Below are 22,847 nucleotides of genomic sequence, written 5' to 3' on the forward strand. Positions count from 1 at the left end.
ATATCCCGGGTTCGGCCTCTTCCCGGAAGGGCCCTCATTAAATGGCTTGAGCCGCTGCCTGCCGGTTCCTAAGGTGTGGAGCACACGATGAAAGGAGGTGATCCGGAAGTGGTTTCGTTTCGGATGCGTGAGGTGACTGCGGGCTAGAGGCCCGTTGTCGCACGACGTGCACAGACGGCAGGCCTCCTGCCGCAATCCCAAGCAGTCACCGACCCGCGGGCTCGCCGGTACATCCGGCCGGCTCCTCCGTCAGGAGGAACCAGAGCCCGCGGGTTTCTGCATGTCCGGGCCCGGTGCGGGCCCTCTCCGGGCCCGGTGCGAGCCATCTCTGGTCCGGTGCGGCTGATTCCCGGCGGCCCGGACGCGCGCCGGCGGGCCCGGACCCGCTGAGAGCATCCACGGGCCGGACCCGTTGAGTTCCTGTACGGAACCCTCTCCCCCGCGTGAAGATGGGCGCCTGCCCCGTGAAGGAGTCGGTGCCATGCCCAGAGCCGTGCCCGAGCGCGACGCCGCGTGTGCCGTCGCCCAGGCCGCCGCCGTGGTCGGCGACTGGTGGAGTCTGCTGATCGTCCGGGAGACGGCCCGTGGCAGACACCGGTTCGACGCGCTCCAGCGCGAGCTGGACATCTCCCGGAAGGTGCTCACCGAGCGGCTGAACCACCTCGTCGACAGCAAGGTCCTGGAGAAGGTCCCGTACCAGCGCGGGCCCGTCCGGCACGAGTACCGGCTCACCGAGACCGGCCGCGCGCTGCTGCCCGTGCTCGTGGCCATGCAGGACTGGGCCGACCGCTGGCTGCTCGGGGACGGCACGCTGACCGGCACAGCGGACGAGCACAGCGCCGAGGCGCAGCGGGTGCACGAGCTGGTGGGCGACCGGCTGGCGCGTTTCACCCTGCCCGTGCACAGCGGTGGGGACCTGGACCCGGTGGACGGCGGGTCGGCGGCCACCGTGCTGTTCTGCTATCCCGCGACCGGCCGGCCGAGTCCGCTGCCCGAGGACTGGGACGCCATCCCGGGCGCAGTCGGCTGCACGCTGGAGAACCGGCTGTTCCGGGACGCGTACGGGGACTTCACCGCGGCGGGGGTCGCGGTGCGCGGGGTCAGTACGCAGCGGCCCGACGAACAGCGGGTCTTCGCCGCCGCCGAGGAGCTGCCGTTCCCGCTGCTCTCCGACATGGACAGCCGGCTGTCGGCCGCGCTGCGGCTGCCGACGTTCCGTGCCGGGCAGGGCCTGCGGCTGAAGCGGGCGGTGCTGGTGCTGGACCGGGAGCGCGCGGTGCGGCATGTGCAGTACCCGGTGACCGACATCCCGGCCGCGGTCACGACCGCCCTGCGGGAGGCGTCCGCCCTGTCAGGGTGACAGCCGCTCGATGTCCCATCCGCCGTCGCGGGAGGTGAACCGCAGCCGGTCGTGCAGCCGGTTCACGTGCCCCTGCCAGAACTCCACCGTCTCCGGCTCGACCCGGTAGCCGCCCCACTCCGGCGGGGCGGGAACCTGCTCGCCCTCCGGGTGGCGGGCGGCCAGCTCCTCGTACGTACGGATCAGCTCCTCGCGCGAGCCGATCACCGAGGACTGGGCGCTGGCCCAGGCGCCGAGCTGCGAGCCGTGCGGGCGGGTGCGGAAGTACGCCACCGTCTCGTCGCGGCCGATCCGGGTGGCGGTGCCCGTGACGACGACCTGGCGGGCGATGGGATGCCAGGGGAAGAGCACCGAGACATACGCGTTGGCGGCGATCTCCCGGCCCTTGCGGGAGCGGTAGTTGGTGTAGAAGACGAAGCCCTGCGAGTCGTACTGCTTCAGCAGCACCGTGCGCGACGAGGGACGGCCGTCGGGGGTGGCGGTGGACACGACCATGGCGTTCGGCTCGTGCAGTCCCGCGGACGCGGCCTGCGCGAACCAGCGGGCGAACTGCTCCATGGGCGTGGGCGCGAGGTCCGTCTCCAGCAGCGGCGTGGAGCGGTAGTGCTCGCGCATCAGGGCGGGGTTCGGGGCGGCGTCGTCGGTCACGGGCTCATCCTGCCGCAGCGCCCTCTTCTCCCCGGCACCCAGTGCCGGGGATCCTGTCAGGGGATTCGACACGGGAGCGGCACCGGGAAGGCGGGGAGTGTGCCGGATGTCACGCTTCCCCGCATCGTCCGGACCCGCCAAGATCTTGTGTCGGGCCACTGTGGCACCCCGACAACAGGGGATATCGTGCCTGCCTCCCCGGCGATGGGGTGACCGTCCCTCGCCCGGGGCATCACCGGGGTGACCGGTCCACGATCACGCACCGGCCGACCCGCACCCGCCGTACGCATCCCGAGGAGCCGCCTGATGTCCGACTTCGTACCAGGACTCGAAGGAGTCGTCGCGTTCGAGACGGAGATCGCCGAACCCGACAAGGAGGGCGGCTCGCTCCGCTACCGCGGCGTCGACATCGAGGACCTGGTCGGCCAGGTCTCGTTCGGCAATGTGTGGGGCCTGCTGGTCGACGGGGCGTTCAACCCGGGGCTGCCGGCCGCCGAGCCGTTCCCCATCCCGGTCCACTCCGGCGACATCCGCGTCGACGTCCAGTCGGCGCTGGCGATGCTGGCGCCCGTGTGGGGGCTGCGGCCGCTGCTCGACATCGACGCGGAACAGGCCCGCGAGGATCTCGCCCGGGCCGCCGTCATGGCGCTGTCCTACGTGGCACAGAGTGCCCGTGGCCAGGGCCTGCCGATGGTGCCGCAGCGGGAGATCGACAAGGCGCAGACCGTGGTCGAGCGGTTCATGATCCGCTGGCGCGGTGAGCCGGACCCGCGGCATGTGAAGGCCGTCGACGCCTACTGGACCTCGGCCGCCGAGCACGGCATGAACGCCTCCACCTTCACCGCCCGCGTCATCGCCTCCACCGGCGCCGACGTCGCGGCGGCGCTGTCGGGCGCGGTCGGCGCGATGTCCGGGCCGCTGCACGGCGGTGCGCCCTCCCGTGTGCTCGGCATGATCGAGGAGATCGAGCGGACGGGCGACGCGACGGCGTACGTCAAGCGGACCCTCGACAACGGCGAGCGGCTGATGGGCTTCGGCCACCGGGTCTACCGGGCCGAGGACCCGCGCGCCCGCGTCCTGCGGCGTACGGCCAAGGAGCTGGACGCGCCGCGCTTCGAGGTCGCGGAGGCCCTGGAGAAGGCCGCGCTGGAGGAGCTGCACAACCGTCGCCCGGACCGGGTCCTGGCGACGAACGTGGAGTTCTGGGCGGCGATCATGCTGGACTTCGCGGAGGTCCCGGCGCACATGTTCACCTCGATGTTCACGTGCGCGCGCACCGCGGGCTGGTCGGCGCACATCCTGGAGCAGAAGCGCACGGGCCGGCTGGTCCGTCCCTCGGCCCTGTACGTGGGTCCGGGCACGCGCGGCCCGCAGGAGATCACGGGCTACGACGACATCGCCCGCTGATCGCCCTCCGCGTCCGCCCGCTGATCCCGCGTCCCGCGGTCAGGCCGCCGGCTCCAGCAGTTCCGCGTGGTGCCGTGCGGCGACCAGCGGGTGGGCGCGCAGCTTGCCCTTGAGCTCGTTCCTGCCGTACTCCGCGAACAGCGGGTTCGCGGGGTCCGCCGTGACGCCGGGGGCGTGCGCCGCGTACGGGAAGGCGAGCGGCTCGACGCGGGCGTCCAGGCGCGGGTTGTAGAAGAACGGCACGGAGAACCGCTCGGTGGCGCCGGGCGGGCTCACCACCCGGTGGTGGGTGGCCTTCAGATAGCCGTCGGTGGCGACTTCGAGGAGCTCGCCGAGGTTGACCACGAAGGCCCCGGGCATGGGCGGCACGTCGTGGAACACGCCGTCCTCGCGCTCGACCTGGAGGCCGCCGACGCTGTCCTGGTGGAGCAGGGTCAGAAAGCCGTAGTCCTTGTGCGCGCCGACGCCCTGACCGCCCCCGTCCGCCGGACTGCCCGGGTAGCGCACCAGCTTGAGGTGGATGTGGGCACGGTCGCCGAAGAGGTGGTCGTAGAAGTCCGCCGGGGCGCCGATGGAGACGAGCAGCTCGTGCAGCAGCCGCTCGGCCACCGCGCCCAGCCGGTCGATCCAGGCGAGCGCCGCGGTGCGCAGCTGGGGCAGGGCGGCGGGCCACTGGTTGGGGCCCTCCAGCCACCAGTACCCGGGCTCGCCGGGCGCGGGGATGCGCGCGGGCCGCTCGGCGCCGATGTCGAGCTGGTCGCGCCAGTCCTGGCTGCCGCCGGTGCGTTCGTCGCCGATGCGCGTGTAGCCGCGGAAGTGCGGCGAGTTGACGTTGTCGATGGCGAGCCGGTCGGCCTCGGGCAGCGCGAAGAAGGCGCGCATGGTGCTGTTGAGCGCGGCCGTCTCGGCCTCGGTGACGCCGTGGCCGGTGAGCTGGAAGAAGCCGACGTCATGGGCGGCGCTGTGCAGCTGGGCGTGCAGCAGCGCGCGGGCCTGGGGGCCGCGGTCGGCGGCGGAGAGGTCGATGACGGGGAGCTGAAGAGATGACATGAGTGCTTCCGCGGGGTGTACGGGATCCCACGGGGCCGCCGGGGGTGGTGGCGGGGCCGCGGGTGCGCCGGGGCGAACGGGAGGGGCGGCCTGTCGCAGGGACGGGCCCGAGGTCAGACGGAGCGTCGACAGCCCATGCTCGTGACGCGGACGTAGTCCACGTGACGGCGTCGTACCAGCAGAAGCATGGCCCCAGGATACTGCGCGGGCCCCGAACGTCCTGTGGCGCGGGTCACAGCCGGACGGACAGTCGGGGCCCGGATCGATGGTCCGGCCATGGAGCGCGGGCTCCCACGCCGATCCCGGATGAACAGCTGCCGGCCGCCGACAGTTGTCGGCGGCCGGCAGCCGTCGTGGTGGTTGTCGCTCTCCCTTGCCCTACGTCGGTCGGCTACCTCACAGGGTGCAGCCGGGTCCGGTGAGGGGGCGGACGCAGACGTTGAGGCCGGGGCCGCCGTTGTTGGTGTTGGTGCCGGGGCCGCCGTCCAGGACGTCGAATCCGTTGCCGCCGAAGAGGGCGTCGTTGCCGTTGCCGCCGGTGAGCACGTCGGAGCCGTCCTGGCCCTCGACGCGGTCGTTGCCGTCGCCGCCGATGACGCGGTCGCTCTCGGCGCCGCCGCACAGGATGTCGTTTCCGCCGCGGCCGTCGATGTAGTCGTTGCCGCCGAGGCCGAAGATGACGTCGTCACCGGGGGTGCCGATGAGCACATTGGCGCGGTTGTTGCCGGTGATGGTCGGGGTGGCGGTGGCACAGGTGGGCGGAGCGGCGGCAAGGACCGTGAGGGTGAACTCCCGTACGGCCGCCGGGACGTCGGGGTCGGGGTCGGTGGCCGTCACGGTGAAGGTGTAGGTGCCGGTCGTGGTCGGGGTGCCGGTGATGGCGCCGGTGGCAGGGTTGAGCGTGAGGCCGGGGGGCAGGGCGCCGCCGGTGACGGCGAAGGTCGGGTTGCCGGTGCCGCCGGTGGTCTGAAGCGTGGTGGAGTAGGGAGCGTTCTGGGTCGCGTCGGGCAGCGGGCTGGTCGTGGTGAAGGCCAGGTCCGGGACCTCGTAACTGATCGTCACCTGGCCGCTCGCGTCGAAGGTGCCCACGGGCGAGAGGCTGAAGGCGGTACCGGTGCCGGCCGGGGAGGCGTAGCTGCTTCCGCCGCCACCGCTGCCGCCGGTGGCGAAGTTGACCGTGGCGGCTGCGGAGCCGCCCCCGCCACCGCCGTAGTAGCCGCCTCCGCCGCCACCGCCACCGCTGAGGGCGCCGGTGCAGCCGGTGGAACTGTCGCCCCCGTCGCCCCCGCTGCCGACGGTCGCGCCGGAGAAGCTGCCTCCGTCGGCGCCGGCGGTTGCCAGGCACGGCGAGGCGGTCCCGGGCGCTCCGCCGGCACCGCCTGTGGCGGTGCTGGTGCTGCCTCCGCCGCCGCCCTGCCCCTCGCTGGTGTTGGGGCCGTTGTTACGGCCGACGGCGCCGGCCGTGCCGTCCGGGGTTCCCCCGTTGCCGCCGTCACCGGACGTGGGGTGGATGCCGGGGCGGCCCTGGGCTCCGCCGCCGCCACCCGCCACGACCAGCAGGCTGCCGCCTGCCGCGATGCTCGAAGCCCCGCCGCCGCCCGCCGAGAAGAAGCTGGCGCTGCCGCCGTCGCCGCCGCCGTTGTACCCGCCGTTGCCGTCGCCGCCGCAGCCCCTGTTGCCGGTTCCGCCCACGTTGACGGTGAGGGCCGTCGCCGTCGCGGACGCCGGAAGGGTGGTGACGACCCGTGCGCCGGTCCCTCCGACGCTGTTGACGCCCAAGCCGCAGGTGGCGGTACGGGAGCTCCCGCCCCCGGCGCCGTCCGCGGTGATCGTCGCGGTCACGTTCGCCGGAAGGATGAAGCTCTGCGGGGCGCCGGTGAAGCTGAACGTCCGCGTCAGAGTGACCGCGCGAGGCGCCTTCGCCGTAGCCGTGGGCGCAGCCCCGGCCGCGGCCGCCGGGACCGGTGCGAGCCCGGACAGCGCCAAGCACAGGACCGTTGCGGTACCCGCACCCCACCACCGCCTGCCGCCGCCGAGCGCCAGCCTTGGACGCTCCGGCCGCTCGGTCGAAGGAAGTTGCTGCGCCTGTTCTCTGCTCACCGATGTCTCCGCTTCCGAGTCCGGGTGTCCGCGTGCGACCGGTGGCGGCAGTGAGACAGACACCTCCCAGGAGGCACACGCAGGCGCACTATAGGGCGCAAATAGGCAGATAAACGGCAATGACGGGCCCATGTCGGAGCAGGCTTCGCGCGGCGGATCGCGGCCCCGTACGCCGTCGGCCACGCCGACCCGAAAGGGGACGAACGTCCTCTCGCTCCTGCTGGTCCCGGCCGGAGCCGCCAACTGCTCTGCCTGTCGGCCGGGACGCGGCGCCGTCAGCCCAGCGTCTCGTCCAGCAGCGCGGCCCACTGCGCGACGACCCGTTTCCTGCGGGCGGTGTCGTCGGTGAGCAGGTTCGCCAGCCCGAGGCCGCGGGCCATGTCGAGCAGGCCCTGGACGGTCTCGCGCACGCCGGGCCGCGACTCGTCCACCCCGAGGAGCTGGACCGCGATGCGGTGGGTCTCGCGCCCGACCCTGGCCTCCAGTTCGGTGACCCGGGGGCGCAGCTGTTCCTCGTTGGACGCGGCGACCCACAGATGCAGCGCGGCGCGGAACAGCGGCCCGGTGTAGAGGCCGACGAGGGCCTCGACGACCGCCGCGCGGTCCTGGCCCGGCAGCGTGCGCAGGGCCGAGGACCGCTCCTCGGCGACGTACTCCACGGCGGCCGTGAACAGGTCCTCGCGGGTCGGGAAGTGGTGCTGCGCCGCACCCCGGGAGACGCCCGCGCGCTCGGCGACCACCAAGACCGTGGAGCCTGCCCAGCCGTGCTCGGCCAGGCAGGCGACGGCGGCCTCCAGCAGCCGCTGCCGGGTGGCCCGGCTGCGGTCCTGCTTGGGGGCCTTCGGCGTGACTACAGCTCCCATACGGGATCCCGGCGTTCGATGAAGGCGGTCATGCCCTCCCGGGCCTCGGCCGACGCGAACAGGGACGCCGAGCGCTGCACCAGGTCCTCCGCGTCCCGCTCGAACGCGTCCAGCACCCGCGCGGTGACCAGTCGTTTCGACGCGGTCAGCCCCTGCGGGGAGGCCTTGCGCAGCCCGCCGAGCAGCGGCGCGAGAGCCTCGTCCACATCGTCGGCGGCGAGCGTCAGCAGTCCGATGCGGGCCGCCTCCGCCGCGTCGAAGCGCTCCCCCGTCAGGTAGTAGCGCTCGGCGGCCCGCGGGTCCAGACGCGGCAGCAGCGGCAGCGAGATCACGGCCGGCGCGACCCCGATGCGGACCTCGGTGAAGGCGAAGTCCGAGGCGCCGGAGGCCACCGCCATGTCGCAGGCGCCGAGCACCCCGAGCCCGCCGGCGCGGGTCTTCCCGTTCACCCGCGCCACGACCGGTTTGGGCAGGGTGACGATCTGCCGCAGCAGGTCGACGAACGTGTACGGGTTGGGCGGGGCCTTCAGGTCGGCGCCCGCGCTGAAGGTGCCCCCGGTGTGGGTGAGCACCACCGCGCGTACGGCGTCGTCCTTGGCACAGTCGGCCAGCGCCTGCGCCAGGTCGCCGACGAGCCGCGCCGACAGGGCGTTGCGGTTCGCGGGCGAGTCCAGCGTCAGGGTGGCGATGCCGCGCTCGTGCGCGATGGCGACCAGCGTCACGTGTTCTCCCTTTCCCGGTCCCTCAGTTCACGCCGGAGAATCTTCCCCGAGGCGGCGCGCGGGACCCCGCCGATGAACGAGACACGGCGGATCTTCTTGTAGGGGGCGACGCGCTCGGCGACGAAGGCGATGATGTCGTCCTCCGTCAGCTCATCGGCGCCCGGCTGCCGTACGACGTACGCCTTCGGGATCTCGTTCCCGTCAGTGTCGTACACGCCGATCACCGCCGCGTCGGCGATCCCCTCGTGGCCGAGCAGCAGTGCCTCCAGCTCCGCGGGCGGGACCTGGAAACCCTTGTACTTGATCAGCTCCTTGACGCGGTCGACGACGAACAGCCAGCCGTCCTCGTCGACGCGTCCGATGTCGCCGGTGCGCAGCCAGCCCTCCTCGTCGATCATGGCCGCGGTGGCCTCGGGGCGGCCGAGGTAGCCCTTCATCACCTGCGGCCCGCGGATCGCCACCTCGCCCTCCTCGCCCGGTCCGACGTCCTTGCCGGGGTCGTCGAGGGAGACGAGCCGCAGCTCGGTGGAGGGGATGAGCTTGCCGACGGTGCCGGGCGGCGGGTTCTCGGCGCCGAGGGGGACGACATGGGTGCCGGGCGACAGCTCGGTCATGCCGTACGCCTGGCCGATGGGCGGCAGACCGAGCCGCTTGGAGCAGGCGGCGGCCAGTTCGGCGTCCAGGGGCGCCGCGGAGCAGATGATGTACTCCAGCGACGACAGGTCGTACTGGGCGACCGCCGGGTGCTTGGCGAGCGCGAGGACGACCGGCGGGGCGACGTACAGAGCGGTGATGCGGTGCTTCTCGATCGCGGCGAGGAAGGTGTCCAGCTCGAAGCGGGGCAGGACGACGACGGTGGAGCCCTGCCGCAGCGGCGCGTTCATCAGCGCGGTGAGGCCGTAGATGTGGAAGAACGGCAGCACGGCGAGGATGCGTTCGCCCGGGTTCATCGGGATGAGCGGGGAGAGCTGCGCCAGGTTGGTCGCGATGGAGCGGTGGGTGAGCATCACCCCCTTGGGGATGCCGGTGGTGCCGGAGGAGTACGGCAGGGCCGCCACGTCCTCGGCGGGATCGATGACGACCTCGGTGTCGGGCGCGTCCGAGACGATCATGTCGAGCATGCTGGTGTGCCCGTCGGCCCGGTCGCAGACGAAGATCTCCTCGATGCCGGCGGCCAGTTCGGCGGCCCTGCGGGCGACTTCGAGCAGCGGTGAGACGGTGAAGATCCAGCGGGCGGAGGAGTCCCGCAGCTGCTTGGCGAACTCCTCCGCGGTGGCGAGCGGATGGACGGTCGTGACGGACGCTCCGGCGCGGGTGGCGCCGTAGAAGACGGCGGGGTACGCCACCGTGTTGGGGCTGTGCAGGGCGAGGACGTCGCCCTTGCGCAGCCCTGCGTCTGCGAGGGCGGCGGCGATCCGGCGGTGGAAGAGGTCGAGCTGGGTGTAGGTGACGGTGGTGCCGTTCACCCCGTCGATCAGCGCGATCGTGTCCCCGAACTCGGCGGCCCGGTGGAGCACCGCGTCGTGGATCGGCTCACTGACGGCAGGGACGTCTGCGTACTCACTGCTGAACACGGTTACCGGCATGGTCGGCCCCCTCGCTGTGTGGACGGCCAGAATCGCCTCTGTCAGTACGACTTGGGGAGACCCAGGGACTGGTGGGATACGTAATTGAGGATCATCTCGCGGCTGACCGGGGCGATCCTGGCCACGCGGGAGGCCGTGACCAGCGAAGCGAGGCCGTACTCCCGGGTCAGGCCGTTGCCGCCGAGGGTGTGGACGGACTGGTCGACCGCCTTCACACAGGCCTCCCCCGCCGCGTACTTGGCCATGTTGGCGGCCTCGCCCGCGCCGGCGTCGTCCCCCGCGTCGTAGAGGGCGGCGGCCTTCTGCATCATCAGCCGGGCCAGCTCCAGCTCGATGTGGGAGGCGGCCAGGGGGTGGGCGATGGCCTGGTGGGCGCCGATGGGGGCCTTCCAGACCTGGCGGTCCTTGGCGTAGGCGAGGGCCGTGGCGAGCGCGTACCGGCCCATGCCGATCGCGAAGGCGGCGGTCATGATGCGTTCGGGGTTGAGGCCGGCGAACAGCTGGAGCAGCCCGGCGTCCTCCTCGCCCACGAGCGCGTCGTGCGGCAGCGTCACATCGTCGAGGACCAGCTCGAACTGCTTCTCGTGGGCCTGGAGTTCCATGTCGATCTGCGAGCGCTGGAAGCCGTCGGCGTCCCGGGGGACGATGAACAGGCACGGCTTGAGGCTGCCGGTCCGCGCGTCCTCGGTCCGCCCCACGATCAGCGTCGCGTCAGCGATGTCGACACCCGAGATGAAGACCTTGCGCCCGGTGAGGGACCAGCCGTCCTCGGTCCGGTGCGCGGTGGTGGTGATCCGGTGCGAGTTGGACCCGGCGTCCGGCTCGGTGATGCCGAAGGCCATCGTGAGGCTGCCGTCGGCGAGGCCGGGCAGCCAGGTGCGCTTCTGCTCCTCGGTGCCGAAGCGGGCGATCACGGTGCCGCAGATCGCGGGCGAGACGACCATCATCAGCAGCGGACAGCCGGCGGCTCCCAACTCCTCGAGCACGATGGAGAGTTCGGCCATGCCGCCGCCCCCGCCGCCGTACTCCTCGGGCAGGTTCACCCCGAGATAGCCGAGCTTGGCGGCCTCCGCCCACAGCTGTTCGCGGTCGTATCCGCGGCCGTGGCGTTGCCCGAGCGCGGCGACGGCGGCACGCAGGTCCTTGTGCTCCTGGCTTTCGACGTTCATGACGCGGTGACCTCCTGGGTGGCTTCCGCCGGCGCTTCGTCGACGACGGCGAGCAGGGCGCCGACCTCGACCTGGCGGCCGATGACGGCGTGGAGCGCGGTGAGCGTGCCGGAGGCGGGCGAGACGATGCGGTGCTCCATCTTCATGGCCTCCAGCCAGATGAGCGGCTGCCCCTTGTCGACCCACGAGCCCTCACCGATGCCCTCGGCGAGGCGGACGACGGTCCCGGGCATCGGGGCGAGCAGCGAGCCGGGTTCGGTGCGGTCCTCGGGGTCGGGGAAACGGGGCCGCGCGGTCAGCGTGTGGGATCCGGCGGGGCCCTCCACGTGCACGGTGGCGCCGTACGCGGTGACGTCCCAGGCGCGTACGACACCGTCCGTCTCCAGGACGACGCGCCCCTGGGCCGTGTCGAGGACGCGCAGTCCCGGCGTGTCCTCGACCGTGTAACCGCCCCCGCGGGCGGGCCGGTAGCGGACCTCGTGCTCGCCGCCGGACCGGTCCGTCCAGGTCTTGGTCTGTGCCTGCGCAGGGAGGTTGCGCCAGGCACCGCCGAAGCGGCCGCCTCGTGCGGCGGCGTCCGCGAGCGTCGCGGCGACGGCGGCGAGCCCGGCATCGGGCGCGGGCCGGGTGAGGGCGTCGAGATGCCGGTCGTAGAACCCGGTGTCGAGCTGTCCGGACGCGAAGTCCGGGTGTTCCAGGGAGCGTACGAGCAGCTCCCGGTTGGTGACGGGACCGTGCACGCGGGCCCGGCGCAGGGCGTGCGCGAGCCGGCGGACGGCCTGCTGCCGGGTGGGCGCCCAGGCGATGACCTTGGCGATCATGGGGTCGTAGTGGACGCCGACGGTGTCGCCGTCGGCGTAACCGGTGTCCAGGCGCACCCCGGGGTCCACGTCGAGCCGTTGCAGGGTGCCGGTCTGCGGGGCCCAGCCGCGGGCCGGGTCCTCCGCGTACAGCCGGGCCTCCACGGCGTGGCCGTTCGCGGCCGGCGGATCCGCGGGCAGCGCCTCGCCCTCCGCGACCCGGATCTGGAGGCCCACGAGATCGATGCCGAACACCGCCTCCGTGACCGGGTGTTCGACCTGGAGGCGGGTGTTCATCTCCAGGAAGTGGGCGGTGCCCGCCGGGGAGACGAGGAACTCCACCGTTCCGGCGCCGGCGTATCCCACGGCGCGTGCCGCGGTCACCGACGCCTCGTGGAGCGAGGCCACCACAGCGGGCGCGAGTCCCGGCGCCGGGGACTCCTCGATCACCTTCTGATGGCGGCGCTGGAGCGAGCAGTCCCGCGTCCCGAGGGCCCAGACGGTGCCGTGCGTGTCGGCGAGGATCTGGACCTCCACATGGCGGCCCGCCTCGACGTACGGCTCGACGAAGACCTCGCCGTCGCCGAACGCGCTCAGCGCCTCGGCCCGTGCCGCCTCCAGCTCTCCGGCGAGGGCGCCCAGCGAGCGCACGATCCGCATACCGCGACCGCCACCGCCCGCCGCCGCCTTCACCAGGACCGGCAGATCGGCCTCGGTGACCTCGGCCAGGGGCGCGAGGCCCATCAGCTCCTTGGCCCGGGTCTTCGACGCCATCGCCTCGATCGCGGCCGGCGGCGGGCCGATCCACACGAGCCCCGCGTCCGCCACCTCCTGCGCGAACCCGGCGTTCTCGGACAGGAATCCGTACCCCGGGTGCACCGCGTCGGCGCCCGCGGCGAGCGCCGCCTTCACGATCAGGTCGCCGCGCAGATAGGTGTCGCCGGGGGCGGCCCCGGGGAGCCGTACGGCGGCGTCCGCCTCCCGTACGTGCAGGGCGGAGGCGTCCGCGTCGGAGTACACGGCGACCGTCGCGATGCCGAGCTCCCGGCAGGTCCGGAAGACCCGGCAGGCGATCTCGCCGCGGTTGGCGACCAGGACAGTGGAGATCATCGTCAAGCCCTCACATCCGGAAGACGCCGAAGCCGCCGCGCGCGCCTTCGACGGGGGCCGTGTGGATCGCGGACAGGCACAGACCCAGCACCGTGCGGGTGTCGCGGGGGTCGATCACCCCGTCGTCGTACAGCCGGCCCGACAGGAACATCGGCAGCGACTCCGCCTCGATCTGCTGCTCGACCATCGCCCGCAGTCCGGCGTCGGCCTCGTCGTCGTACGGCTGCCCCTTCGCCGCCGCCGACGCGCGCGCGACGATGGAGAGCACGCCGGCGAGCTGCTGGGGGCCCATGACCGCGGACTTGGCGCTCGGCCAGGCGAAGAGGAAGCGCGGGTCGTACGCCCGGCCGCACATGCCGTAGTGCCCGGCGCCGTAGGAGGCGCCCATCAGCACGGACAGATGCGGGACCTTCGAGTTCGACACCGCGTTGATCATCATGGCGCCGTGCTTGATGATGCCGCCCTGCTCGTACTCCTTGCCGACCATGTAACCGGTGGTGTTGTGCAGGAACACCAGCGGTACGTCGCGCTGGTTGGCGAGCTGGATGAACTGCGCCGCCTTCTGCGACTCGGCGCTGAACAGCACGCCCTGCGCATTGGCGAGAATGCCGACGGGGTAGCCGTGCAGGGACGCCCAACCGGTCACCAGGCTCGGCCCGTACAGCGGCTTGAACTCGTCGAAGTCGGAGCCGTCCACGATCCGCGCGACAGCCTCACGGGGGTCGAAGGGCGTCTTCAGATCCTCGGGCACGATCCCGAGCAGCTCCTCCTCGGCATACTTCGGAGGCTCGGCCGGCCCCGGATCGGGCTGCGCCTTGCGCCAGTTGAGCCGGGCCACGATCCTGCGGGCCTGCCTCAGCGCGTCCGGCTCGTCGACCGCGAAGTAGTCGGCGAGGCCCGAGGTGCGGGCGTGCATCTCCGCGCCGCCGAGCGACTCGTCGTCGCTCTCCTCGCCCGTGGCCATCTTCACCAGCGGTGGCCCGCCGAGGAACACCTTGGACCGTTCCTTGATCATCACGGTGTGGTCGGACATGCCGGGGACGTACGCGCCGCCCGCCGTCGAGTTGCCGAACACCACCGCGATCGTCGGAATGCCGGCCGCCGACAGCCGGGTCAGATCGCGGAAGATCGCCCCGCCCGGGATGAAGATCTCCTTCTGCGAGGGCAGATCCGCGCCGCCGGACTCGACCAGCGAGATGCACGGCAGCCGGTTGGCGTACGCGATCTCGTTCGCCCGCAGGATCTTCTTCAGCGTCCACGGGTTGGAGGCCCCGCCGCGTACGGTCGGGTCGTTCGCGGTGATCAGGCACTCGACGCCTTCCACCACCCCGATGCCGGTCACCGTGGACGCGCCCACCGGGTAGTCGCTCCCCCACGCGGCGAGCGGGGACAGCTCCAGGAACGGTGTGTCGGGGTCGAGCAGCAGCTCGATCCGCTCCCGCGCCAGCAGTTTGCCGCGGGAGCGGTGCCGGGCGACGTACTTCTCACCGCCGCCCGCCAGTGCCTTCGCATGCTCGGCGTCCAGGTCGGCGAGCCGGCCGAGCATGGCGTCGCGGCGGGCCGCGAACTCGGGGGCCGCCGGGTCGACGGCCGAGGAGAGCACGGTCACAGCAGTACCTCCGGGATGTCCATGTACCGGGAGCGCAGCCACTCGCCGAGCGCCTTGCCCTGGGGGTCGAAGCGGGCCTGCGCCGCCACGCCCTCGCCGAGGATGCCCTCGACCGTGAAGTTGAGGGCGCGCAGCCGCGGCAGGACGTGGCGTACGACGGTGAGTTCGGCGGTCTCGGGGAGCAGGGCCCGGAAGCGGTCCACGGTCAGTTCGTGGGCGAGCCAGCGCCAGGCGTCGTCGGTGCGCGCCCACACCCCGACGTTGGCGTCGCCGCCCTTGTCGCCGCTGCGCGCACCGGCGACGAGACCGAGGGGCGCTGCCCGGCGGGGGCCGTCCGGCAGCGGTTCGGGAAGCCCGGCGGCGGGTTGGGCTGCTGGGTCGAGCGGCTCGGTGTCGGCCGTGTGGACGGCCGGTGGGATCTCGCAGCGCCGCCCGTCGGGCAGTACGGCGGTGTGCGGGACGGAGGCCGCGTCCACGTGCTCCGCGTCGAACACCCCGTACGGAGCGCCCTTGCCGGGCGGAGCCGTCACATGGAAGCCCGGATAGCTGCCCAGCGCGAGTTCGATCGCGGCGCCGCTGACGGCGCGGCCGACCTTCTCGGGGTCGCTGTCCCGTACGACGAGCCGCAGATAGGCGCTGGCCCGCTCCTCCGTGTCGCCGTCGGGCCGCTCGGTGCGGGCGAGTTCCCAGCGCACGTCGGCCGGCCGGTGCTTGCCGAACGCGTCCTCCAACTGGTCCTGCACCAGCCGGGCCTTGGCCTCGATGTCCAGGCCCGTCAGCACGAACACGACCTCGTTGCGCCAGCCGCCGATGCGGTTGAGCCCGACCTTGAGGGTGGGCGGCGGGGCCTCGCCGCGTACGCCCGAGATCCGCACCCGGTCCGGGCCCTGCTGCTCCAGCCGTACGGTGTCGAGACGGGCGGTGACGTCGGGGCCCGCGTAGCGCGCGCCCCCCGTCTCGTACAGCAGTTGGGCCGTGACGGTGCCGACGTCGACGAGGCCGCCGGTGCCCTCGTGCTTGGTGATGACGGATGTGCCGTCGGCGTGGATCTCGGCGAGAGGGAAGCCGGGACGGCGCAGGACGCGGGCGTCGTGACCGGCGAAGAAGGCGTAGTTGCCGCCGGTGGCCTGGGTGCCGCACTCCAGCACATGGCCGGCGACGACGGCGCCCGCGAGCGCGTCGAGATCGTCGGGGCCCCAGCCGAAGTGGGCGGCCGCGGGGCCGGTGACGAGGGCCGCGTCGGTGACCCGGCCGGTGACGACGACATCCGCACCGGCCCGCAGACAGGCGGCGATCCCCGCGCCGCCGAGGTAGGCGTTGGCGGTGAGCACCTGCGGGCCCCAGCCGCGGCCGAGCAGATCGTCGCCCTCGACATGGGCGACCTTCACGGGCACGCCGACGCGCTCGGCGAGGGCGCGGACGGCGTCCGCGAGTCCGGCCGGGTTGAGCCCGCCCGCGTTGGCGACGATCCTGACACCGCGTTCACGGGCGAGGCCGAGGCTCTCCTCCAACTGCTTGAGGAAGGTCTTGGCGTAACCGAGCGAGGGGTCCTTCAGCCGGTCGCGGCCGAGGATGAGCATGGTCAGCTCGGCGAGATAGTCGCCGGTCAGGACGTCGAGGGGCCCGTCGGTGAGCATCTCGCGCACGGCGTCGAAGCGGTCGCCGTAGAAGCCGGACGCGTTCCCGATACGCAGGACGCCACCGGAGCCCGCGGCGGTCACCGGGCCTCCTTGGGGGCGCGGCCCGGTCCCGCCGGTCCGGCGAAGGCCTGCGCGATGTCGAGCCACCGGTCGGCGTCCTCGCCCTCGGCCCGCACGGCGAGGTCGGCGCGGTTGGCCCGCTGGGTGACGAGCAGACAGAAGTCGAGCGCGGGCCCGCTGACCTTCTGCTCCGCCTCCGCCGGGCCGTACGTCCACATCTCGCCGCCGGGAGCGGTGAGTTCCACGCGGATGGGGGCCGTGGGCGGGGTCAGCGAACGGACCCCGAAGGCATAGTCGCGGGCGCGGACGCCGATGTACGCGACGTGCCGCAGCCGGTCGGTCGGCTCGCGCACGGCTCCGAGCGCGTCGGCGATGTCCTGGCCGTGCGCCCAGGTCTCCATCAGCCGCCCGGTCGCCGTGGAGGCGACGCTCATGGGCGGCCCGTACCAGGGGAAGCGGCTGCCCGCCGGTGCCGCGCGCAGGGCCTTCTGCAGCTGCTCGCGGCCCTCGCGCCAGCGGGCGAGCAGCTCGGCGGGCGGCTGCGCGGCACCCTGCTCGGCTCCCTCGTCGACGAAGGAGTACGGCGCGGCGAATGCCTTCTCCGTCTCGACGGCGAAGGCCTCGGCATCGGTGACGGCCAGCAGGGCCGCGGCATCGGTCCAGGCGAGGTGTGCGATCTGGTGAGCGATGCTCCAGCGCGGCGCGGGCGTGGGCCGCGCCCAGTCGTCGGCGCTCAACTCCCCGACAAGCCGGTCGAGTTCATCGCTCTCGCTGCGCAGATCGTCCAGGACGACGGTCGGGTCGGACACGATGGCGCTCCCTCGGGACACGACGGTGTGTGCCCGGAGCATGGCAGTGCGCAGAGAAACAATCAAGCGTGCTTGCTTTGATTTCTGCGGGGATCTGCCGCCACGTCACGGCCGTGGCCCGCCCGGCCTACTGGGGCTGTTTCGCCACCTGGGACCGCACCGCACCCATGCTCGCCCCGATGACCAGCGCGATCGCCACCGCGTCCAGCAGGGACAGGCCCTGGTGCAGCACGAGGAAGCCGGCCGTCGCGGCGATCGCCGGCTCCAGGCTCATCAGCACCGCGAACGTCGGCGCGGGCAGCCGTCGCAGCGCCAACAGCTCCAGCGTGTACGGGAGAACGGACGACATCAGCGCCACGGCGAGCCCGAAGGCGAGGGTCGACGGCACGATCAGTTTCGACCCGGCCTCCGCTATGCCCAGCGGCAGACTCAGCAGAGCACCGACGGCCATCGCCAGCGCCAGTCCGTCCGCCTGCGGGAAACGGCGTCCGGTACGGGCACTGAAGACGATGTACGCGGCCCACATCGCGCCCGCACCCAGGGCGAACAGCGCGCCGACCGGATCGAGCCGGTCGAAGCCGCCGCCACTGAGCAGCATCACACCGCCGAGGGCGAGCCCCGCCCAGACCAGATTGATCATCCGCCGCGACACGATCACCGACAGCGCCAGCGGGCCGAGCACCTCGAAGGTCACGGCCGCACCCAGCGGGATCCGGTCGGCGGCCTGGTAGAAGAGGATGTTCATGGCGCCCATGGCCGCGCCGAACGCCACCACGGTGCCCCAGTCGGCACGCGAGTGGCCGCGCAGCTTCGGGCGGCACACGACGAGCAGGACGACGGCGGCGAGTACGAGCCGCAGGGTGACCACGCCGAGTGCCCCGGCGCGCGGCATCAGCATCACCGCGACGGCCGCACCGAACTGGACGGACAGCGCACCGGCGACGACGAGAGCGACCGGGCCGAGAGCGCGGTCGCCGCGGCCGGTGGCGGCGCCGCTGCCGGCGTCCCTTCCCGAGCCGGCCGCGCCGCCGTCGAGGGCGGCCGCGGCCTCCGGCTCGGTGACGACGACAGGGGTACGCGCCTCGTCCACCGGAACCTCCCTGATCGGCCGGGCCGTGGTTCGTCACCCCCGGCCTGCTGCGGCCCTCCCCACGCTACGGCTCCTCGGCCGTCGCGTGAAATGCCGACTGTGCTGCCGTTATGCTCCACGCGCATGAGCATCGAGATGCGCCATCTCCGCTGCTTCCTCGCCATCGCCGAGGAGTCCAGCGTGACCAGAGCCGCTGTGCGGCTGCACCTCACCCAGCCCGCCGTCTCCCGCGCCCTGGCCGCACTGGAGAAGCAGCTCGGTACACGGCTGGTGGACCGCTCCACGCACCATCTCGCCCTCACCCCCGAGGGGCGGGCCTTCCGCGACAAGGCGGCCGCGGCGGTCGCCGCCTTCGACGAGGCACTGGACACCGGCAGGCTGCGGCGCCGGCCGCTGCGGCTGGGGCACGCCTGGTCCGCGCTCGGGCCGTACACCACCCCACTGCTGCGCCGCTGGGAACGCGAGCACCCCGAGACCCCGCTGGAACTCCTGCGGATCGACGACCGCACCGCCGGGCTGGTCCGCGGCGAGGTGGACGCGGCGGTCCTGCGCGGCCCGGTGGACACGCCGGGCCTGGTCACCGAGCTGCTGTTCACCGAGTCCCGGGTGGCCGCGGTCACCTCGGACGGCCCGCTGGCCGCGCGCCCGTCCCTGACCCTGGCGGAGCTGACGGACACCCCGATGATCCTCAACACGGTCTCGGGTCTGACGACCCTGGACCTGTGGCCGCCGGAGTCCCGGCCGGGGACGACGGTGACGGTCGCGAACACGGACGACTGGCTGACGGCGATCGCGGCGGGGAGGGGGGCGGGGGTGTCGGTGGCGTCCACCGCGGCGATGCACCCGCACCCGGGGTGACGTACCGCCCCCTGACGGACGCGCCCCCGGCCCGCGTCATGCTGGCCTGGCGCACGACGACCCCGCACCCGGCGCTGCCGGAGTTGCTTGCGCTGGCACGCGAGCTGACGTGACCGACGGGGCCACTTGTCGGGGCTCGGCCCCGAACCCCGCGCGGTCCGCCGGTCCGGCGCAACAGGACAACGTGTCCCGCAAATCCAGCCCGTCCGGCGATTGAGGACACGACCGCAGGGCGTGCCCCCCGACGAAAGCCGCAGGCCCGTCGTCAGGGCTCCGCCCCGAACCCCGCGCCTCAAACGCCGGCGAGGCTGAATATGCACCCACCAGCCCTCGCCGAGCCAGGTGGCCAAGCTGGATGTGCGGCGGGCCGAGCCGGACAACGTGCCCCGCAATTCCAGCCCGTCCGGCGATTGAGGACACGACCGCAGGGCGTGCCCCGCAACGAAAGCGGAACGGCCGCACGACACCTGCAGCCACCCCGCCCATCCGGCGAGGACACAAGACACACCCCCGCACGCACCACCCTCCCCCCACCCCCCGTGGTACAGACAGCACATGACCCGCGACGAACTCCTCTGGTTCCTCCGCCGACACAAGCTCGCCGTCGAGGCCTCCGTCGGACCCGGCGGCAGACCGCAAGCCGCCGTCGTCGGTTTCGGTGTCAGCGATCAGTTGGAGATCGTCTTCGACACCGTCAACACCACCCGCAAGTACCGCAACCTCCTCGCCGACCCCCGTATCGCCCTCGTCATCGGGTGGGACGAGGCCGTGACCGTGCAGATCGAAGGGCTCGCCGACTTTCCCGAGGGGCCCGAGCTCGAGCGCGTCCAGGCTGCGTACTTCACGGCGTATCCGGAGGGGCGGGAGCGGCTCGGGTGGCCCGGGATCACCTATGTGCGGGTGCGGGCGCACTGGGCGCGGCACAGTGACTTCACCGTGGAGCCCGCGCGGATCGAGGAGCTCACTCTCGACTGAGGTCGTCCGGCAGGGCCTCCGCGAGCACCTCCGCGAGGTGCCGTGCGCGGTGGCCCTCCAGCTGGGCCAGTTGCGTACGGCAGGAGAAGCCGTCCGCGAGGAGTTCCGCGTCCGGGCCCGCCGTGCGGACCGCCGGCAGGAGCTGGTCCTCCGCGCAGGCCACCGACACCTCGTAGTGGCCGCGCTCGAAGCCGAAGTTGCCGGCCAGTCCGCAGCAGCCGCCGCTCAGCTCCCCCTCCAGACCGGCGCGTTCACGCAGCCGGCGTTCCGCGTCCTCGCCGAGGACCGCGTGCTGGTGGCAGTGCGTCTGACCGGCCACCGGGCGCTCCAGGCGCGGCGGTGTCCAGTCCGGGGCGCACTCCTCCAGTACCTGGGCGAAGGTGCGGACCGATGCGGCGAGGCGCGCCGCGCGGGGGTCGTCCGGCAGGAGTTCCGGGAGGTCCGTCCGCAGCGCCGCCCCGCAGCTCGGCTCCAGGACGACCACGGGGGCGCCCAGGTCGAGCAGCGGCTCCACGGTGTCCAGGGTGCGGCGCATCACCGCGCGGGCGCGGTCGAGCTGGCCGGTGGAGACGTAGGTGAGGCCGCAGCAGACCCGGCCGGGCGGCACGACGAGGCCCATCCCCGCGGACTCCATGACCCGTACCGCCGCCCGGCCGACCTCCGGGGAGAGGTGGTCGGTGAACGTGTCCGGCCACAGCACTGCCGTACGGCTCGTCGCGAGGACCTCCGTACGGCCTCGCAGGTGCCCCGCCAGCCAGGTGCGGAACGTCTCCGGGGCCAGCCGCGGGATGTCCCGTTCGGGCGCGATGCCGCCCAGCCGCTTGGCGACGGCCGCCAGCGGCCGGACCCGGGCGGCGGCGTTGACGAGCCGGGCGACGGGGGCTGCCGCCCGCAGCCACTCGGGCAGCCGGCCCATGGCGTAGTGGGATGCGGGCCGTCGCCGCCCCGCGTAGTGGTGGTGCAGGAACTCCGCCTTGTACGTGGCCATGTCGACGCCCACCGGGCAGTCGCTGCGGCACCCCTTGCACGACAGGCACAGGTCGAGCGCGTCCCGCACCTCGGGGGAACGCCAGCCGTCCCGCACGATCTCGCCCGCCAGCATCTCGTGCAGCAGCCGGGCCCGGCCGCGGGTGGAGTGCGCCTCCTCGCCGGTGGCGCGGAAGGACGGGCACATCACTCCGCCGCCCGAACCCGCCGACGTCGTACGGCACTTGGCGACACCCACGCACCGCCGCACCGCGCCGGCGAAGTCGCCGCCGTCGTGCGGGTAGCCGAAGACCACGTCGATCTTCTCCCGGGGGAGCACGGCGAAGCGGAGGTTGGCGTCGAGGTGGTCGGGGCGGGCCAGCATGCCCGGGTTCATGCCGCCGGCCGGGTCCCACAGGTCCTTGAACCGGCCGAAGAGGCCGACCAGTTCGTCCCCGTACATCTTCGGCAGCAGCTCGGCGCGCGCCTGGCCGTCGCCGTGTTCGCCCGACAGGGAGCCGCCGTGGGCGACGACGAGTTCGGCGACCTCCTCGGAGAAGCGGCGGAAGGCCCGGACGCCCGGCTCGCTCAGCAGGTCGAAGTCGATACGGACGTGGATGCAGCCGTCGCCGAAGTGCCCGTACGGCGTGCCGCGCAGGCCGTGGGCCGCCAGCAGCGCCCGGAAGTCGCGCAGATAGGCGCCCAGCCGGGCGGGCGGCACCGCGCAGTCCTCCCAGCCGGGCCAGGCCTCCGTGCCGTCGGGGGTGCGGGTCGCCGTGCCGGCCGCGTCCTCGCGCACCCGCCACAGGGCGCGCATGCCGGCCGGGTCGTCGACCACCGTGCCGTCGAGCGCGTCGGCCGCGCGGAGCACGGCCTCGGCACCGGCCCGCGCCTCCGCGGCGGTGTCCCCGCCGGTCTCCACGAACAGCCACGCCCCGCCGCGCGGCAGCCCGTGGCCGGGGGGCACCAGGTCCTCCGCCATGCCCTCGACGGTCAGCGGGCCGAGCGGAAGAAGCCCGGAGGCCGCCTCGGCCGCCGCGCTCTCGTCGGGGTAGCCGAGCACGGCGAGGGCCCGGGCCCGGGGCGCGTCGACGAGCCGTACGGTCGCCTCTGTCAGCACGCCGAGCGTGCCCTCGCTGCCGCAGAACGCCCGGGTGAGGTCGACGCCCTTCTCGGGCAGCAGCGCGTCCAGCGCGTACCCGGAGATCCGGCGGGGCAGCCCGTCCGTGAACCCGGTGCGCAGCAGGGCGAGATGCCCGTCGACGAGTTCGCGCAGGCCGGCGGGGGCGCCGGAGTCCCAGCCCCGGCCGAGGCGCAGTGCGGCGCCGTCGTAGGTCGTCACGGAGAGGCCGTGCACATTGTCGGCGGTCGTGCCCCAGGCCACCGAGTGGGCGCCGCAGGAGTTGTTGCCGATCATCCCGCCGATCGTGCAGCGGGCGTGGGTGGAGGGGTCGGGGCCGAAGGTGAGGCCGAGGGGGCGTACGGCGTCGCGGAGGGTGTCCAGCACGACGCCGGGCTGGACGACCGCCGTGCGCGCCTCGGCGTCCACGTCGAGCAACGCCTTCATGTGCCGGGTGAAGTCGAGCACGACGCCGATGCCGGTGGCCTGCCCGGCAATCGACGTACCCGCGCCGCGCGGCACGACCGGCACCTCGTACTGCCGGCAGACCGCGAGTGCGGCGGCCACGTCGTCGGCGTCCCGGGGTGCGACGACGCCGACCGGTACGCGCCGGTAATTGGAGGCGTCCATGGTCATCAGGGCTCTGCCGGCGGCGGAGAAGTCCACCTCGCCGCGCACGTCCCGCCCGAGTGCCCGCGCCAGCTCGCCCGTCGCACCGGCCGTCGCACCGGCCTTCGTGCGGGCGTCCGCGGACCCGGAGTGCGCCGCCCGCACCCGGGAGGAGCCGCTGTCCGGCTGCCGGTCCGGCCCCGTCTGTCGCTGTTCCGCCATGTCTCTCAGCATGCCCCCGTCACTCCCGTCACACCGCCGCGAAACGGGCCGGTCCGGAGACTGCTCTCTGCCAG

The 22,847-nt window shown here is 73.2% G+C and carries 16 protein-coding genes and 1 pseudogene; 4 read left to right on the forward strand and 13 right to left on the reverse strand.

Going from position 1 to position 22,847, the window contains the following annotated elements:
* The first annotated feature begins 481 nt into the window (after positions 1 to 481).
* Complete coding sequence (locus ACQPWZ_RS16000; RefSeq protein WP_433571677.1) at positions 482 to 1,360, forward strand: winged helix-turn-helix transcriptional regulator; 879 nt, start codon at positions 482 to 484, stop codon at positions 1,358 to 1,360.
* Here the strand turns inward: ACQPWZ_RS16000 and pdxH are convergent.
* Positions 1,352 to 1,975, reverse strand: a complete 624-nt coding sequence (gene pdxH / locus ACQPWZ_RS16005) for a pyridoxamine 5'-phosphate oxidase (protein ID WP_433573828.1) — start codon at positions 1,973 to 1,975, stop codon at positions 1,352 to 1,354. The genes ACQPWZ_RS16000 and pdxH overlap by 9 nt on opposite strands.
* Positions 1,976 to 2,314: 339 nt before the next feature.
* On the opposite strand from pdxH, the gene ACQPWZ_RS16010 reads away from it, so the two are divergent.
* Entirely contained in the window at positions 2,315 to 3,415 is a 1,101-nt protein-coding gene (locus tag ACQPWZ_RS16010) for a citrate synthase 2 (protein ID WP_405570622.1), read from the forward strand.
* Between the two features lie 39 nt (positions 3,416 to 3,454).
* Here the strand turns inward: ACQPWZ_RS16010 and ACQPWZ_RS16015 are convergent, their stop codons facing one another.
* From ACQPWZ_RS16015 to ACQPWZ_RS16065, 11 genes are all read right to left on the reverse strand, one after another.
* Positions 3,455 to 4,465: an isopenicillin N synthase family dioxygenase gene (locus ACQPWZ_RS16015; protein WP_433571678.1), complete on the reverse strand. Its 1,011-nt coding sequence runs from the start codon at positions 4,463 to 4,465 to the stop codon at positions 3,455 to 3,457.
* Positions 4,466 to 4,861: 396 nt separating this feature from the next.
* Positions 4,862 to 6,565, reverse strand: coding sequence for a calcium-binding protein (locus ACQPWZ_RS16020; protein WP_433571679.1), 1,704 nt, complete (start codon positions 6,563 to 6,565; stop codon positions 4,862 to 4,864).
* 275 nt (positions 6,566 to 6,840) lie between these two features.
* Positions 6,841 to 7,428 carry a TetR/AcrR family transcriptional regulator gene (locus tag ACQPWZ_RS16025; RefSeq protein WP_340473747.1) on the reverse strand — a complete coding sequence of 196 codons (588 nt, stop codon included), beginning with the start codon at positions 7,426 to 7,428 and terminating at the stop codon, positions 6,841 to 6,843.
* On the reverse strand, positions 7,416 to 8,150 hold the full coding sequence (locus ACQPWZ_RS16030; RefSeq protein WP_433571680.1) for an enoyl-CoA hydratase family protein: 735 nt from the start codon (positions 8,148 to 8,150) through the stop codon (positions 7,416 to 7,418). The genes ACQPWZ_RS16025 and ACQPWZ_RS16030 overlap by 13 nt, the downstream gene beginning before the upstream one ends.
* Positions 8,147 to 9,736 carry a 4-coumarate--CoA ligase family protein gene (locus tag ACQPWZ_RS16035; protein ID WP_340473749.1) on the reverse strand — a complete coding sequence of 530 codons (1,590 nt, stop codon included), beginning with the start codon at positions 9,734 to 9,736 and terminating at the stop codon, positions 8,147 to 8,149. Before ACQPWZ_RS16035 ends, ACQPWZ_RS16030 begins: the two co-directional genes overlap by 4 nt.
* Positions 9,737 to 9,777: 41 nt before the next feature.
* Complete coding sequence (locus ACQPWZ_RS16040; protein WP_383236464.1) at positions 9,778 to 10,905, reverse strand: acyl-CoA dehydrogenase family protein; 1,128 nt, start codon at positions 10,903 to 10,905, stop codon at positions 9,778 to 9,780.
* Positions 10,902 to 12,815, reverse strand: a complete 1,914-nt coding sequence (locus ACQPWZ_RS16045) for an acetyl/propionyl/methylcrotonyl-CoA carboxylase subunit alpha (RefSeq protein WP_433571681.1) — start codon at positions 12,813 to 12,815, stop codon at positions 10,902 to 10,904. The genes ACQPWZ_RS16040 and ACQPWZ_RS16045 overlap by 4 nt, the downstream gene beginning before the upstream one ends.
* A gap of 10 nt (positions 12,816 to 12,825) precedes the next feature.
* Positions 12,826 to 14,424, reverse strand: coding sequence for an acyl-CoA carboxylase subunit beta (locus tag ACQPWZ_RS16050; RefSeq protein WP_433571682.1), 1,599 nt, complete (start codon positions 14,422 to 14,424; stop codon positions 12,826 to 12,828).
* Positions 14,421 to 16,145 carry an acyclic terpene utilization AtuA family protein gene (locus ACQPWZ_RS16055; RefSeq protein ID WP_433571683.1) on the reverse strand — a complete coding sequence of 575 codons (1,725 nt, stop codon included), beginning with the start codon at positions 16,143 to 16,145 and terminating at the stop codon, positions 14,421 to 14,423. Before ACQPWZ_RS16055 ends, ACQPWZ_RS16050 begins: the two co-directional genes overlap by 4 nt.
* Entirely contained in the window at positions 16,142 to 16,933 is a 792-nt protein-coding gene (locus tag ACQPWZ_RS16060) for a TIGR03084 family metal-binding protein (RefSeq protein ID WP_433571684.1), read from the reverse strand. Before ACQPWZ_RS16060 ends, ACQPWZ_RS16055 begins: the two co-directional genes overlap by 4 nt.
* A gap of 127 nt (positions 16,934 to 17,060) precedes the next feature.
* Entirely contained in the window at positions 17,061 to 18,023 is a 963-nt protein-coding gene (locus ACQPWZ_RS16065; protein ID WP_356703920.1) for an EamA family transporter, read from the reverse strand.
* 123 nt (positions 18,024 to 18,146) lie between these two features.
* Between ACQPWZ_RS16065 and ACQPWZ_RS16070 the strand changes: the two are divergent.
* Together ACQPWZ_RS16070 and ACQPWZ_RS16075 are read left to right on the forward strand one after the other, a co-directional pair.
* A pseudogene (locus ACQPWZ_RS16070) lies at positions 18,147 to 18,994 on the forward strand (LysR family transcriptional regulator).
* A gap of 442 nt (positions 18,995 to 19,436) precedes the next feature.
* Positions 19,437 to 19,856 (forward strand): pyridoxamine 5'-phosphate oxidase family protein, encoded by a 420-nt coding sequence (locus tag ACQPWZ_RS16075; protein WP_356703921.1) that lies wholly within the window; start codon positions 19,437 to 19,439, stop codon positions 19,854 to 19,856.
* On the opposite strand, the gene ACQPWZ_RS16080 is transcribed toward ACQPWZ_RS16075, so the two are convergent.
* A complete protein-coding gene (locus ACQPWZ_RS16080) occupies positions 19,843 to 22,773 on the reverse strand; it encodes an FAD-binding and (Fe-S)-binding domain-containing protein (RefSeq protein WP_433571685.1) in 2,931 nt (976 codons plus the stop codon). The genes ACQPWZ_RS16075 and ACQPWZ_RS16080 overlap by 14 nt on opposite strands.
* Positions 22,774 to 22,847: the final 74 nt, after the last annotated feature.

Origin of the sequence: Streptomyces sp. CA-251247, assembly GCF_050952975.1 — a bacterium.
Taxonomy (GTDB): Bacteria; Actinomycetota; Actinomycetes; order Streptomycetales; family Streptomycetaceae; genus Streptomyces; species Streptomyces achmelvichensis.

Bases quoted from the DNA above. Each gene is read 5' to 3' on its own strand.
- pdxH (WP_433573828.1), bottom strand. From the start codon at position 1,975: ATGCGCGAGCACTACCGCTCCACGCCGCTGCTGGAGACGGACCTCGCG.
- ACQPWZ_RS16010 (WP_405570622.1), top strand. From the start codon at position 2,315: ATGTCCGACTTCGTACCAGGACTCGAAGGAGTCGTCGCGTTCGAGACG.
- ACQPWZ_RS16080 (WP_433571685.1), bottom strand. From the start codon at position 22,773: ATGGCGGAACAGCGACAGACGGGGCCGGACCGGCAGCCGGACAGCGGC.
- ACQPWZ_RS16045 (WP_433571681.1), bottom strand. From the start codon at position 12,815: ATGATCTCCACTGTCCTGGTCGCCAACCGCGGCGAGATCGCCTGCCGG.
- ACQPWZ_RS16035 (WP_340473749.1), bottom strand. From the start codon at position 9,736: ATGCCGGTAACCGTGTTCAGCAGTGAGTACGCAGACGTCCCTGCCGTC.
- ACQPWZ_RS16025 (WP_340473747.1), bottom strand. From the start codon at position 7,428: ATGGGAGCTGTAGTCACGCCGAAGGCCCCCAAGCAGGACCGCAGCCGG.
- ACQPWZ_RS16000 (WP_433571677.1), top strand. From the start codon at position 482: ATGCCCAGAGCCGTGCCCGAGCGCGACGCCGCGTGTGCCGTCGCCCAG.
- ACQPWZ_RS16015 (WP_433571678.1), bottom strand. From the start codon at position 4,465: ATGTCATCTCTTCAGCTCCCCGTCATCGACCTCTCCGCCGCCGACCGC.
- ACQPWZ_RS16075 (WP_356703921.1), top strand. From the start codon at position 19,437: ATGACCCGCGACGAACTCCTCTGGTTCCTCCGCCGACACAAGCTCGCC.
- ACQPWZ_RS16040 (WP_383236464.1), bottom strand. From the start codon at position 10,905: ATGAACGTCGAAAGCCAGGAGCACAAGGACCTGCGTGCCGCCGTCGCC.